The 12,093-nt window shown below is 68.8% G+C and carries 11 protein-coding genes and 2 pseudogenes; 9 read left to right on the plus strand and 4 right to left on the minus strand.

From position 1 onward, the window contains the following. Positions 1-514: 514 nt before the first annotated feature. Genes B9S64_RS00005 through B9S64_RS34800 form a run of 3 tightly spaced genes read right to left on the minus strand, consistent with a single transcriptional unit; the run spans position 515 to position 2,414 of the window. Positions 515-1,102 carry a hypothetical protein gene (locus B9S64_RS00005; protein ID WP_103489104.1) on the minus strand — a complete coding sequence of 196 codons (588 nt, stop codon included), beginning with the start codon at positions 1,100-1,102 and terminating at the stop codon, positions 515-517. After that, positions 1,099-1,947 carry a dihydrolipoamide S-succinyltransferase gene (locus B9S64_RS00010; protein WP_258317429.1) on the minus strand — a complete coding sequence of 283 codons (849 nt, stop codon included), beginning with the start codon at positions 1,945-1,947 and terminating at the stop codon, positions 1,099-1,101. Before B9S64_RS00010 ends, B9S64_RS00005 begins: the two co-directional genes overlap by 4 nt. Before the next feature lie 53 nt (positions 1,948-2,000). After that, positions 2,001-2,414, minus strand: coding sequence for an XRE family transcriptional regulator (locus B9S64_RS34800; protein WP_258317430.1), 414 nt, complete (start codon positions 2,412-2,414; stop codon positions 2,001-2,003). Between the two features lie 752 nt (positions 2,415-3,166). On the opposite strand from B9S64_RS34800, the gene B9S64_RS00020 reads away from it, so the two are divergent. The 3 genes from B9S64_RS00020 (at position 3,167) to B9S64_RS00030 (ending at position 5,748) form a co-directional block, all read left to right on the plus strand. After that, complete coding sequence (locus tag B9S64_RS00020; protein WP_103490915.1) at positions 3,167-4,156, plus strand: ATP-binding cassette domain-containing protein; 990 nt, start codon at positions 3,167-3,169, stop codon at positions 4,154-4,156. Between the two features lie 85 nt (positions 4,157-4,241). After that, on the plus strand, positions 4,242-4,940 hold the full coding sequence (locus B9S64_RS00025) for an ABC transporter permease (protein WP_219963718.1): 699 nt from the start codon (positions 4,242-4,244) through the stop codon (positions 4,938-4,940). A 109-nt stretch (positions 4,941-5,049) separates the two neighbouring features. Beyond that, the gene (locus tag B9S64_RS00030) at positions 5,050-5,748 is read left to right on the plus strand and encodes a DsbA family protein (protein ID WP_258037827.1); all 699 of its coding nucleotides are present in this window, start codon (positions 5,050-5,052) and stop codon (positions 5,746-5,748) included. Positions 5,749-5,842: 94 nt separating this feature from the next. Here B9S64_RS00030 and B9S64_RS35460 read toward each other — a convergent pair. Beyond that, positions 5,843-6,580, minus strand: a pseudogene (locus B9S64_RS35460) (SDR family NAD(P)-dependent oxidoreductase). Between the two features lie 501 nt (positions 6,581-7,081). Here B9S64_RS35460 and B9S64_RS00040 point away from each other — a divergent pair. The 6 genes and pseudogenes from B9S64_RS00040 (at position 7,082) to B9S64_RS00060 (ending at position 11,994) form a co-directional block, all read left to right on the plus strand. Then, a complete protein-coding gene (locus B9S64_RS00040; RefSeq protein ID WP_219818778.1) occupies positions 7,082-7,489 on the plus strand; it encodes a MarR family winged helix-turn-helix transcriptional regulator in 408 nt (135 codons plus the stop codon). Positions 7,490-8,364: 875 nt separating this feature from the next. Next, on the plus strand, positions 8,365-8,526 hold the full coding sequence (locus tag B9S64_RS34275) for a hypothetical protein (RefSeq protein ID WP_181012263.1): 162 nt from the start codon (positions 8,365-8,367) through the stop codon (positions 8,524-8,526). Between the two features lie 517 nt (positions 8,527-9,043). Continuing rightward, entirely contained in the window at positions 9,044-9,982 is a 939-nt protein-coding gene (locus B9S64_RS00045) for an ATP-binding cassette domain-containing protein (RefSeq protein ID WP_103490912.1), read from the plus strand. Then, on the plus strand, positions 9,979-10,818 hold the full coding sequence (locus B9S64_RS00050; protein WP_103490911.1) for an ABC transporter permease: 840 nt from the start codon (positions 9,979-9,981) through the stop codon (positions 10,816-10,818). The genes B9S64_RS00045 and B9S64_RS00050 overlap by 4 nt, the downstream gene beginning before the upstream one ends. A gap of 102 nt (positions 10,819-10,920) precedes the next feature. Continuing rightward, positions 10,921-11,136 (plus strand): annotated as a pseudogene (locus tag B9S64_RS00055) (hypothetical protein); the annotation flags it as partial. Positions 11,137-11,139: 3 nt separating this feature from the next. Next, positions 11,140-11,994, plus strand: coding sequence for a class I SAM-dependent methyltransferase (locus tag B9S64_RS00060; RefSeq protein ID WP_103490919.1), 855 nt, complete (start codon positions 11,140-11,142; stop codon positions 11,992-11,994). The last annotated feature ends 99 nt before the right edge of the window (positions 11,995-12,093 follow it).

Consider the following 12,093-nt stretch of genomic DNA (forward strand, 5'->3'; position numbering starts at 1 on the left):
CACGCTGGCTAGGAAGGCCGGCGGCGGCTTCAGGAGAACCGCTGGTGGAAGGCGGGTTTCGGGCAATGAGGTCGTGGTCCTGGCGCCGATGAACACCAGGCCGGCTGCCCCGATGCCTCTGCCCTGGCGTCCCGCCTTCTCTTACAGCATGCATCCACCCGGCCACTACGGCTAGACGGCGATTACCTGATGGGTACTCAAGTTGACGGTTCCTTCCGAGCCATCAACTGGTCTATACCAAATTGCCAGCTATGAAAAATCAATCGGAACGTGATCGAGGGTTTTGAATGCTTGTAAGCGATAAGGCGTTCTTTCGCTACCAGCCCGCGCCAGAAGCCGAAAGCCACCGCGCGGGCTCCTGCCCTGGCAGCCGGGCGGGAGCCCGTGCGGGTACGTGCTGGCGGCCCTACTGACTGACTCTTCCCGGTGTGAGTGCACCGGATCCAAATAAGCACCCGAAAAATGGAAAGAGGGCCGGTCCAGCAGAAATCTGCTGCACCGGCCCTCTTTAATGCTATGCACTGATTCCGATCGATCCAACGTATGCGTACGCCGCATAGTCGGAATCCAGATCCGAGATCACGTCGTCCCAGATTTCATCGAGGGTATCGAGATCACCGGACGCCCATGCGGAAACCGCATCGTTCCAGATGTAGCGGGCAGTCACGGTGCGCTGCTCCACGACGCGCTTCCGCTTTTCCGGAACTGTGGATTGATCCACGGGGTGAATTTCGATTCGGCGCCCGCGGCCATCGTTATCGAGGAGCCTTTTCAGCGCGCCTGACCGAATCAGGTTTGCCCGACGCCGATCCCAGTACGCGGCGTCGACGGCGGCCAGCTTGGCGCGGCTGGGGGTGCGTCCGCCCTCCCAAGCACGGCGCAGGCGCTCAGAGACGCCGTGTTCGGCGAGGGCGCGGCGGCCGGCCTCGCTGTCGAGGTACCGCAGTCGCGCTCGCAGGCCGCGTGAGCTGGTCACGGGCGAGGAGATTCCGCCCTTACGGGCGATGCGCTCAATCTCCGCGCCCAACGCTTCTGCGCCTTTCTGGCCCTGTGCGTGGTATTTTCCGAATTCGCCCCACAGGTCACTTGCGCCGGTCGTCACTCATTCCCTCCCAGTGTGTAGACGTTCTTAGCCTTTACCTGGCTGAGCCCACGCCCTTCGGGAAAGACTTCCCTCCAGGCGCCGGACACGTGCAATTCGTCCGTGCCGCTCATCTGTACAACGGTGAGGCCGGCTTTATGTGCCTTGTGTGCTTTGAGCCATAGATTCACGAATGCCTGACTACGGATGGTGTGCATCCAGTCCGGCCGTCGAATTTCGCGGTTCGCTGCACTCTCTCCGATTGTGGAGACGAACTTAGAATACATGGACTTGATATATTCTGTGGTCACTGAGTCGTTATTTGCGATTGCCTCATCCCTTACGGTGGCGAGGGCGCGTCGCATTTTCTCCAAAAGCCCTTCGGAAGCTCCGGAGGTCCATGATTCCATGATTTTTGGCGCGTTGCAGAGGTCCATTTTGGCGCACCGGATGAGTGCCCGGAGAGTGGGCTCGGTGATCCAGAGTGGTCCCGGCTGTTGTCGCGCCCCCAGTGGGGACGGCAGATCGGGGGTGCTCCACTCTCCTGGGTCGACCAGGTGTACGCCGCTGCGTTTGGGGTCGTGGTGGTTGCCCTCGGAGTGCACCAACTTGCCGATGGGGAGCCAGGTCTTGAGCGCGCTGAGGTACGCGGCGTTCATGTCCAGGGCGGTTACGTCCATGGTGATGTGGCCTGCGCGGGCGGCGCGGTGGAGGTCGGTGGAGCGCCACTTGGGCCGGCCCTCCCAGATTTCGTCAGCTCCCTTCTGGGACCGCTTCCGGAGGATGTCGGCGGTGGGGGGGAACTCGCTGTGCTCGTACCGGCCGCCGACGCGGGAGGCTGCAAACAACTTCATCACGTCTGGCACCGCGGTTTTGATCAGGGCGGCTTGCGCGGTTTCGGCGTCGCCGCCCGCCTCGCTCAGGGCGGCGGTGACACGGTCGCGGATGAGGTCGGGCAGTGGTCCGGTCGGGGCGGCGCGGCGGGGGGTGGGTGGGGGCGAGTTGGGAGGCGGGGCTGTGTGGTGGGGGGCGGTGGGGCGGCGGGCGGGAGCTGGGTGGGGGCGGTGGTCTGTATGCCGGTGGTGGGGCGGCGGTCGGCGGGCAGGCGCTCAGCGGCGTGTGTGGGCCCGGCGAGGAGGTCGAGGGTGGGCATGCCCCAGTGGGCGGCGAGACGGTCGCAGTCGGTCAGGGTCCAGCCTGCTTTTCCGTTCTGGCGGCGGCTGAGCTGGGGCTGCGTCAGGCCGATAGCGGCGGCCACGTCGGGCTGTCGTTCGCGGGTGAGCTGCATGAGTGCGGCGACGGTGAGACGGAGCGTCTCCTCGGTGCTCATCATGGGTAACACCCTAGACAATTAATGCGGCTTCCGCATTGTTTGTAGGGAAGTCGCATTGTTCGTAGGTGTGATCAAGTGCTTTTCTCCCAGGATCGCCGTCAGGAGTTCAAGGGTGCGCTCGGGATGGACGGCCGTTGCGGACGGTGACGTGCCGGTGGGCGTGGGCCGCATCCTCTACCGCGTGGGCCACCTGCCCCGCGGAGTCGGCCAGGTGCACGGCGTCCGTGGAGTCGGTGAAGTGGCCGTTGTGCCCACGGGTGATGAGGGTTCGTGTAGCGGGGGTCGTCCGGCTCCAAGCACCGCGGGTCCCTGGGGCCTCGGTTCCGTCGGCCTGGTGGAGGTGGTGGCGGGGGCGTGGAGGAGAGCGCCGGGAGTTCCAGTGGCCTTCTGTGAGTCGCGCCAATTGGGTCTTCGGCTTTGCCGTCCGGCCCGAGGCTGATCACCTTGCAGGTCGTCAGTGTCGGTGTCCTCGTCGACAGGTCGGTGGTGTCGTGCTGGTGGGGTGGTATTTGGCGGGCCGGAAGCGGTTTGACGGCCCGGTCGTGGGGCGGGGTGGTTCGAAGAGCGCGTCGGGACTGTCAGGGGTGCTGACAAAGACGTTATTAGCGCTTCTAAGCTCGAAGAAGTCAAGGGCTCAGAGCGCCTGACTTCTCCTCAGCCTGCCTTGCCCTGCCCTGAATCGGGTCGGCCGATTCTGGCTCGGGCCGGGAACCCAGCTGGCTCGCCCCCATGAACCCCGTACGGGAGAACTCATGATTCACACCCGCGGGCTCACCCGCAGCTTCCGCGCCGGAGGAGAGACCGTCGAGGCCGTGCGCGGCCTGGACCTCGACGTCGAAGCCGGTTCCGTGGTCGCGTTCCTCGGTCCGAACGGCGCCGGGAAGACCACCAGTCTGCGGATGCTGACCACTCTGCTCCCGCCGACCTCGGGCACCGCCGTCGTCGCCGGGCACGACGTGCTGACCGACGCGTCCGGGGTCCGCCACCGCATCGGCTACCTCGGCCAGGGGAGCAGCGCCGGCAGCACCTTCGGCGTCTGCGACGAGCTGATCACGCAGGGCCGCGCGTACGGTCTGAGCCGTACAAAGTCCCGTATCCGGGCGGAGTGTCTGCTGGCCGCGCTCGAACTGGAGGGCTTGGCCAAGCGGACGGTGGGGACGCTTTCGGGCGGGCAGCGCCGCCGTTTGGACATCGCCATGGCCTTGGTTCACGAGCCGGAAGTCCTTTTCCTGGACGAGCCCACCACCGGGCTGGATCCGCACAGTCGCGCCCATGTCTGGGAGCACGTGCTGCGGCTGCACAAGGAGCTGGGCACGACGATCGTCTTCACCACCCACTATCTGGAGGAGGCGGACCTGTGGGCCCGTCGGGTGATGGTGGTCGACCACGGCCGGGTGATCGCCGACGACTCCCCCGAGAAGCTCAAGGCCGGCCTGGCCGGCGACCACATCATCCTGGGGACCGCCGGCCGCGCCGACGCCGGGCGGGCCGTCGAGCTGGCCCGCGCCCTGCCCACCGTCCATGAGGTCACCGCCGAGGGCACCGAGGTACGGGTGCGCACCCCGCACGGGGACGCCGAGCTCCCGTTCCTGCTACGGATCCTGGAGGTGGCGGGGGTGCGGGCGCTGACCGCCCGGCTCGTCCGTCCCACCCTCGACGACGTCTTTCTCGGCCTGACCGGGCGCACCTTGCGGGAGAGCGCTGATGTCACCGCTGTGACCGCCACGCGGGACGGGGTCTGACCATGAAGGTGCTCAATGACACCCGTACCGCGTTCGCCCGCGAGTTGGGCCCGAGCTGCGGCGGCCGGCCGGACTTCTCTTCACCATGCTGCTGCCCTTTCTGTTCCTCGCCCTCTTCGCTCCGCTGCTTTCTGGCCTCTCCGGCATGAGCCGCGTGGGCGGGAACACGGGCACGGGCTCCTCCTGGCAGTGGTTCGCGCCGGGCATGCTCGTCCTGCTGGCTCTCTCCGCCACTGCCGGGGCCGGGGCTTCGCTGCTCAACGAGATGTCTTCGGGGGCCTTCGAGCGGATGCTCGTGACCCCGCTCAATCGGGCCGCGATGCTGGTGGGGCGGGTTCTCAAGGAGGTTGTGATCCTGCTGGCACAGGCTGTGCTGATCCTGGTTCTGCTGCTGCCGAGCAGTTTCCGGCTCCGGCCGCTCGGCGCCCTGGCGGGCCTGGTGCTGCTGATGTTCTTCGGGGTGGGGATCGGCGCGCTCTCCTTCGCCCTGGCGCTCCGTTCCCGTGGGCGGCAGACCCTGTTCTACGGGGTGCAGCAGATGCTCTTCTTCCCGCTGCTGCTGCTTTCCGGTGTTCTGCTGCCCATCACCCGGGGCTCGGCCCCCACCTGGCTGCATGTCCTGAGCCGGGTCAACCCCGCGACCTATGTGGTCGAGGCCGAACGAGCGCTGTTCGACGGCCGGTTCGCCGAGACGAGCGTGCTGTACGGGGGGCTCGCGGCGACGGCTGTCGCGGTGCTGGGGGTTGTCGCGGGTATCCGGGGCATGCGCGATGCCTCCGTGTGACGTGCCGGCCGCCGCATCCGCCCGCTGCCGTCGCCATCCACCACCGCCACCGCCATCCACCGCCGCCGTACGACTCTGTACGGCTCCGTGCGCGAAGGAGCACCGCACCGTGACTGCTGAAGCCCTCCGGGTTACCTCGTGTCCCGAACTCCGCATCGTGGACGTCTGGTTCGACCCGGCCTGCCCGTACAGCTGGCTGACCGCCCGCTGGTTGCGGGAGGCTGCCCGTGTCCGTCCGCTGGAGCCGCGCTGGCACCTGATGAGCCTGGCCCTCCTCAACGAGGACGGGGACGGTGATTGCGAGGGCGACCGTGGGGGGTATCTGATGGTGCCTGTTCGGATCGGTGCCGCCGTCCGGCATCATCATGGGCACGAGGCCCTGGGTCGCTTCCATGCTTCCTTGTGGGCCGGTCTCGGCTCCCCCGGCGGGGGTGGCGGGAGGGCCGGGAGGTGGATCAACGATCCGGTCCTGGCACTGGCCCACGCGGGTCTGCCGCCGGAGCTGGCGGCGGCCGGTACGTCCACCGTCTATGACGAGGAGCTGCGGGCTTCGCACGCGGAGGCTGTACGGCTCCTGGGGCCCGGGGCCGGGACGCCGGTGGTGGCGGTCGGGGATCCGGCGCAGCCGTACCGTCCTCTGTCGGCGTTCTCCGGGCCGGTGGTCTCCCGCGTACCGAAGGGGGAGGAGGCGGGGCGGCTGTGGGACGGGACGGTGTTGGTGGCCGGGATCCCTGGGTTCCATGAACTCAAGGGAAGGCCTGCGGATCCGGACCCGGACGTGACCGGATCGGATGTCGGCCTGGCGTGACCGGGGCTGGTGTGGGGCTGGGGCATTCCCCCGCGGCCGGTGTCGCTGGGGCCATTGGGACGGGGACGTGCGGGAGCCCTCGCGCTCCCCGGGGTCAGTGGTAGCCGAGGTAGCCGCAGACGTTGAGGGCTTGGGCGGTGTTGGGCGGGGCCGTGTCGGTGGTCCGGTAGCCGATCGGGCCGGCCACCTCTTGGGGGTGGTGCGGCGGCCGAGCGGGGTCTTCGTGTGGAACCGTTCGGGGACCGTGTCGGTCGTGGTGTCCTACGCCGCCGCGTATTTCGCGCGGGTCTGCTGTGGTTATGTGTCTTGGCGTATCCGGGGGCGGCGGGCGTTGACCGTGTTGCCGGTGTCGGCCCGTTCCGGTCCGGGGGCCTTGGTGAAGCCGACGACGCCGTGCTTGGAGGCCGGATAGAGGGTGCGGGGTGGTGAGTACGATGCCGTGCTTCCGGCCCGTGGAGGGGATGTCGGTGATGCGTTCCCGGGCGTTCTCCGGCATGCCTTGCCCCTGGGTGGCCGGTGCGGCCCGGGTCACCCGGAACACGCTGTGGAGGTTGGTGTCGACGGCGTCGAGCCGGAGCTTGTCCGTCAGTCCGTCGTGTCCGTCGGTGGGCGGTGGGGCCTCCCTCCCCTGTTGGCGTCCGGTGTTGTTGACGAGGACGTCGACCGGGCCGTACCGGACGGCGGCGGCGTCCACCTGCTCGGTGGAGCGGACGTCGCGACTCCGCCCGCCGGCGTCGGGACTCTCTTCGCGCTGGAGTTCGGCGGTCACGGCGACGGTGTGCCGCGCGCGGAGGAAGATCCGCAGGCCGTCCCTGCCGAGCGAGCGGGCCACGGTGAGGCCGAAGCGCGACTCCCCGGGGGCACCGTCCTGGGTTTGGACCTCTCCGACAAGCCGGCGCTGACCGAGCCCTGGCTCACGGCACCGGTCGGGGATCAGAGCAACCCCGGGTACCTGACCGGACCGGCCCCGGGAGCACCGTCTGTTCGACGTCGTCATCGCCGGTGGCCACCAGTGTGAACGAGCACGTGTACGTCTCGTTCCGGGATTCTTCTTCCTGTAGGTGCGTCCCGGCGGTCTCCAGGCTGGCGCGGGGCCTGGACGACTCGTCGTCCGCACGTGCCGCGGCCCCGGGGGCGCACCGAGATAACTCGGTACGTCGATGCTCGCCGGGACCGTCCTGGTCCTGGAACGGATGGTGGACGCCCATCGCCCACCGGACCGGGCCGGGCGCACGCCATACGGCACGTGTCATACGGTCGGGGCGAGAAGATCACGGGCTGCGATTGTTGGGAGGGCACCGCCTTGAGGACACACGTCCCTTATCTCTTAGCCGTGGCGAGCACCGTCGCGACGCGCCGGGTGGACGAGAGGCTGGCGGCATACGGTCTGACGGTGCGCCAGTACGGGTTGCTCGCCCAGCTCTCGCTCGAACCCGAGCTGACCATGGCGGAGCTGGCCCGTCAGCTGGGCATCGCCCGGCAGTCGGTACACCAACTGGTCAGCGAACTCGTCCGGGCCGGCCATGTGCGCCGCCGCCCCGGGGCCGACGAGCGTTCACGTCGGCTGGAGATCACCGATACCGCGCACTATCTGCTGACCCGGATCGACGGGCCGCTGGAGCGGGTGGAGACGGAACTGCTCGGCGCTCTCGCCCCGGACGAAGCCGAGACCCTGCGCAGTCTCCTGCAGCGCGTCCTGGCCCATGCCACCGACGACGAGGCCTGGCTACCCGCCCGCTGACGACAGGCCCCAGCACGTACCGGCGTACGGGACGTACCGGCGTGCGGTGGGCGGCAGCCTCCCGGTGGGTGGCCTCGGCCGCCTTCCAGGACTTCTCGGCGGAGGAGACTGTGGACGGCCTGGCGGCGCTGAGCCAGTGGCGGCGCCCGACCTGGTGGTCTGGGACACGCTGATGATGCGCAGGGCGGTCGCCGCGCCTGCCTCCGGGCTGGCCACGCGCGCGCCTCCTCCACCGACTCGACCCGGTAGGCGCGACGCGGGAACGGCACTCGGCTCCACCCGCCGTGTGGCCCCCACAGCAGCGGGAGGGCCCCGCTCGCCGAAGGGCTCGGCCGGACAGCGACCCGGTACGGCAGCGGGTTCACGGAGGTCTTGGTGACCGGCCGATGGACCACCGCTCCACCCGTGCCTTGCTGCGCTTGCCCACCGGCCTGCCGTGGCCACCCGCCCGTCACGCCTCCACGACCGGCGGTCCGTGGTGTCTGAGTGGCTGCGCGAGCCGCCGACCAGGCGCCGGGGCCGTCGCCCTCGGGCTGTCCCCTTCCGCGAGGTGACGGGCGGCGGGCAGGCCTCCGTACCGGCCCTCCTGGAGTCGCTCCGCGAGCCGGACGCCGAGGCGGTGGCCCTCGACGCCGGGTTGGCGGCCAAGACCGGGCGGGCCCCCGGGAGCGTGCGGGCGGTGGACCTCGTGCCACTGGGCACGCTGCTCCCGCCCCCGTTCCGCGAGCGCGTACCAGGGCTGCTTCAACACCACAGAACGTGCTGGCACACAGCACGGCGTTGCCTCGGACGTCGGCCCGAGGCAACCTGTGGAACGTCCACCCGCAGGCGGAGCCGATCGAGCGGTTCGGCGCCGGACTGCGCCTGGACTACGCGTGCCCGGCGCCGGTCCACTGCTGCGCCTGGCCGAACTACGCAAGCCGACGGCACAGGTACTCGACGCGCCCTCGTACGCGAAGAGCGCGGCCCGGCTGCGGGCCGCGATCCGTGACGCGCGCCCTGGCCCTCCCAACCGGCCCCCTTCCTGCATGAACTGAGGGCGCATCACCGATCGTGTGCGAACCGGATGAAGCACGCTGGCGACGCGGACGTATGTGCCAAGATGCGTGCGCCCGCGCTCCGGCACCGCGCGGCATGACAGAGGTCGGGTGGTGGGGGTGTCGACGAGCAGGCGGAAGCAGTCCAGTTCGGGTACCCGATACGCCCGACGAAGTCGGTGACGTCGATGAGGTCGGTGAGGTCGGTGACGTGCGTACCCGGTGTCCGCAGGCTGTCGAGGAGCACCCGGCTCGTGGTCTCCGTGCGGTTGGGTACAGACGAGGTGGTGGGACACCACCGCGACACCGTACTCGCGCCGGGATTCGCCCACCGCCACCGGACATGGGCATTCCCTTCTCGTCGTACCGCAGTTGTGCCCAGATCAGCTCTATCCAAGTTTGACTAGCTGCACGCCTACGGTACCTTCAGTGCGACTAATCAAGTTTGACCTGACGGCGGCGGCGCTCTACCGTGACGCCAACTAGTCAAATTTGTCCACTGGTGAAGGAGGGTGCTTTGTCTGACCGCGATCTGGCGATCGTCGTCGAAGGTCTGCACAAGAGGTACAAGGACAAGCAGGCTCTCGACGGGCTCGACCTCACGGTGCGGGCCGCAACCGTCCAGGGGATCCTCGGCCCCAACGGCGCCGGCAAGACCACGGCCGTACGCATCATGTCCACGCTGCTGCGCGCCGACGAGGGACGCGTCGAGGTGGCGGGCATCGACGTGCGTACACGAGCCGACGAGGTGCGCTCTCAGATCGGGCTGCTGGGCCAGAACGCCGCCGTCGACGAGGAGCTCAGCGGCCGCCAGAACCTGGAGATGTTCGGCCGCCTCCACCACCTCGGCGGCCGGCGTGCCGGGGCACGGGCGGCCGAGTTGCTGGAACAGTTCGGCCTCGCCGACACCGGCAACAAAGCCATCAAGCAGTACAGCGGCGGCATGCGGCGGCGCCTGGACCTGGCGGCGTCCCTGATCTCCCGGCCGCAGGTGCTCTTCCTGGACGAGCCCACCACCGGGCTCGACCCCCGCGGCCGCACCGAGGTGTGGAACGCTGTGCGCTCCCTGGTGGGCGGCGGTACGACCGTACTGCTGACCACGCAGTACCTGGAGGAGGCCGACCAGCTGGCCGACCAGATCGCGGTGATCAACCACGGGCGGGTCATCGCCGAGGGCACGGCCGACGAGCTGAAGACCAAGACCGGCGGCGACCGCATCGACGTCATCCTCCACGACGTGGCACAGCTGGAGCGCGCCGCCGCCCTGCTGCCCGGTGACGTGGACAAGGACGAGGACCGGCGGATGGTCAGTGCCTCGATCAGCAACAGGATGGCGGCCCTGACCGAGACCGTACGGGCGCTGCGGGAGGCCGGCATCGAGGCGGAGGACATCGCCGTGCGCCGGCCGACCCTCGACGAGGTCTTCATGCACTTGACGAAGGAGGAGGCCGCATGACCACGGCCCATGGTGTGACCACGGCCCGGGTGGACACGACGCACGGGACGGGTTCGAAGCTGAGCTGGGCGCTCGCCGACTCCTGGACGATGACCCGGCGCGAACTGGCGCACTGGGCGCGCCAGCCCGTGCAGGTGATCGTCGGGCTGGTCTTCCCGGTGATGATGCTGCTGATGTTCGGCTTCCTGATCGGCGGCGGCAAGGGCATCGAGGGGGACTTCACGTCCTACCTGGTGCCCGGTATGCTCACCATGACCATGGCCTTCGGTCTTGAGGCGACCATGCTCTCGGTCACCCAGGACCTCGGCAAGGGGGTCATCGACCGGTTCCGCTCGATGCCGATGAACTCCGGCTCGATCCTGGTCGGCCGGAGCATCGCCGACATGCTGCAGTCAGTGGTCGCTCTGGCGGTGATGACCGGCGTCGGAACTGCGATCGGCTGGCGCTGGAACAACGGATTCGTCTCCTTCATGGGAGCGGTGGGCCTGCTGCTCCTGCTGCGGTTCGCGATGCTGTGGATCGGTATCCATCTCGCGATGGTCGCGGGCAAGCCGGAGCTGGTGCAGGCCGTGCAGATCCTGGTCTGGCCGGTCGCCTTCCTCTCCAACGCCATCGCCACGCCCGGTTCGATGCCCGCCTGGCTCGGCACGGTCGTCGAGTGGAACCCGATGTCGGCGACGGCCACCGCGGTACGGGGCCTGTTCGGCAACCCGGGCACGGCCGGCGACTCCTGGGCCGCGGCCCACGCGGAACTCCTCGCACTGGCCTGGCCGGTACTCCTGGTCGCGATCTTCTTCCCGCTCGCGGTCAAGAGGTTCCGCGACCTCAGCCGCTGACATGCCCGGCCCCGGTCCCCCGTCGGGGCCGGGGACCGCTTCCGGCCGCGCCACCGCCGTACCACCACTCCGGCCGCACCACAGCCTTGGAGAAACAGGAGCATGCCCCACCCCTCCGCCACGTCCTCCGCCGTGTCCCACGCAGCCGACAGCCACGACCTGATCCGTGTGCACGGTGCGCGCCAGCATAATCTCAAGGACGTCAGCATCGCCCTGCCCAAGCGCCGGCTGACCGTGTTCACCGGGGTCTCCGGCCCGGGCGAGAGCTCACTGGCGTTCGCCACGATCGCCGCCGACCCGTCGACTCTCACCAAGGACTTCGTGAATCTCTCCGATCTTCGTACCAAGGCCCCCTCGCTCGCGGCCGGCATGGCCGCCGCCGATCACAGCCCGGACAGCCAGCTGTCCCAGACTCGCCACCGCACCGCGCTCGTGGCGAGCTGGCACATCGCGCCAGGTTCAACCATCCTCGAACTGGGCTGCGGCCAGGGCGACATGACCGCCGTCCTGGCAGAGGCGGCCGGTCCCGAAGGGCGCGTGGTGGCCGTCGACGTGGCCGAGCCCTCCTACGGGGCGCCGGTAACGCTCGGAGAGTCAGCAGCCCGGCTCACCGCGGGCCCCCTCGGGCCGCGCATCGACTTCCGCTTCGGCACCGACGTCCTCGACCCCTCAACGGACTTCCCCGAAAACACCTTTGACCACCTGGTGCTCGCACACTGTTCCTGGTACTTCGCATCGCATGAACAACTACGAGACACACTGACCCGGACACGGCCATGGGCGCGGCAACTATGGTTCACCGAGTGGGACTTGACACCCGCGTCCGGTGACCAACTGGCGCACCTCCTCGCCGTGCTGATCCAGGGCCAGATCGAGGCCGCAGGAGCGCATGGCCAGGGCAACGTCCGCACACCCCTCTCCCGTGAGAGGCTGCTACGGCTCCTGCCTGAGGCCGGCTGGACACCCGACGGCAGCAGGTCGGTCGACACCGAAGAACTCCAGGACGGTGACTGGGAAATCGCCGCCTGCCTCGACCTGGCCGGAACAGAGGAGCATCTGACCACACTGCCCGAGCCCGTACGCCAACTCGTCCTGAGCCAGATCGACGTACTCCGGGCCACCGCCAAGCCACGCGGCAACCGCGCGCTCACCGCGTATTCAGTCACCGCACACTGACAGACACCCCCGTCACCGCACACTGACACGCACCTCCTGGCAAGACCAAAAACCAAGGGCTCGCGCACCCCGGCACAAGACAGGGCAGCAACGCAACGC

Origin of the sequence: Streptomyces sp. SM18, assembly GCF_002910775.2 — a bacterium.
GTDB lineage: Bacteria > Actinomycetota > Actinomycetes > Streptomycetales > Streptomycetaceae > Streptomyces > Streptomyces halstedii.

Bases quoted from the DNA above. Each gene is read 5' to 3' on its own strand.
- B9S64_RS00050 (WP_103490911.1), top strand. From the start codon at position 9,979: ATGACCACGGCCCATGGTGTGACCACGGCCCGGGTGGACACGACGCAC.
- B9S64_RS34800 (WP_258317430.1), bottom strand. From the start codon at position 2,414: ATGATGAGCACCGAGGAGACGCTCCGTCTCACCGTCGCCGCACTCATG.
- B9S64_RS00025 (WP_219963718.1), top strand. From the start codon at position 4,242: ATGCTGCTGCCCTTTCTGTTCCTCGCCCTCTTCGCTCCGCTGCTTTCT.
- B9S64_RS00020 (WP_103490915.1), top strand. From the start codon at position 3,167: ATGATTCACACCCGCGGGCTCACCCGCAGCTTCCGCGCCGGAGGAGAG.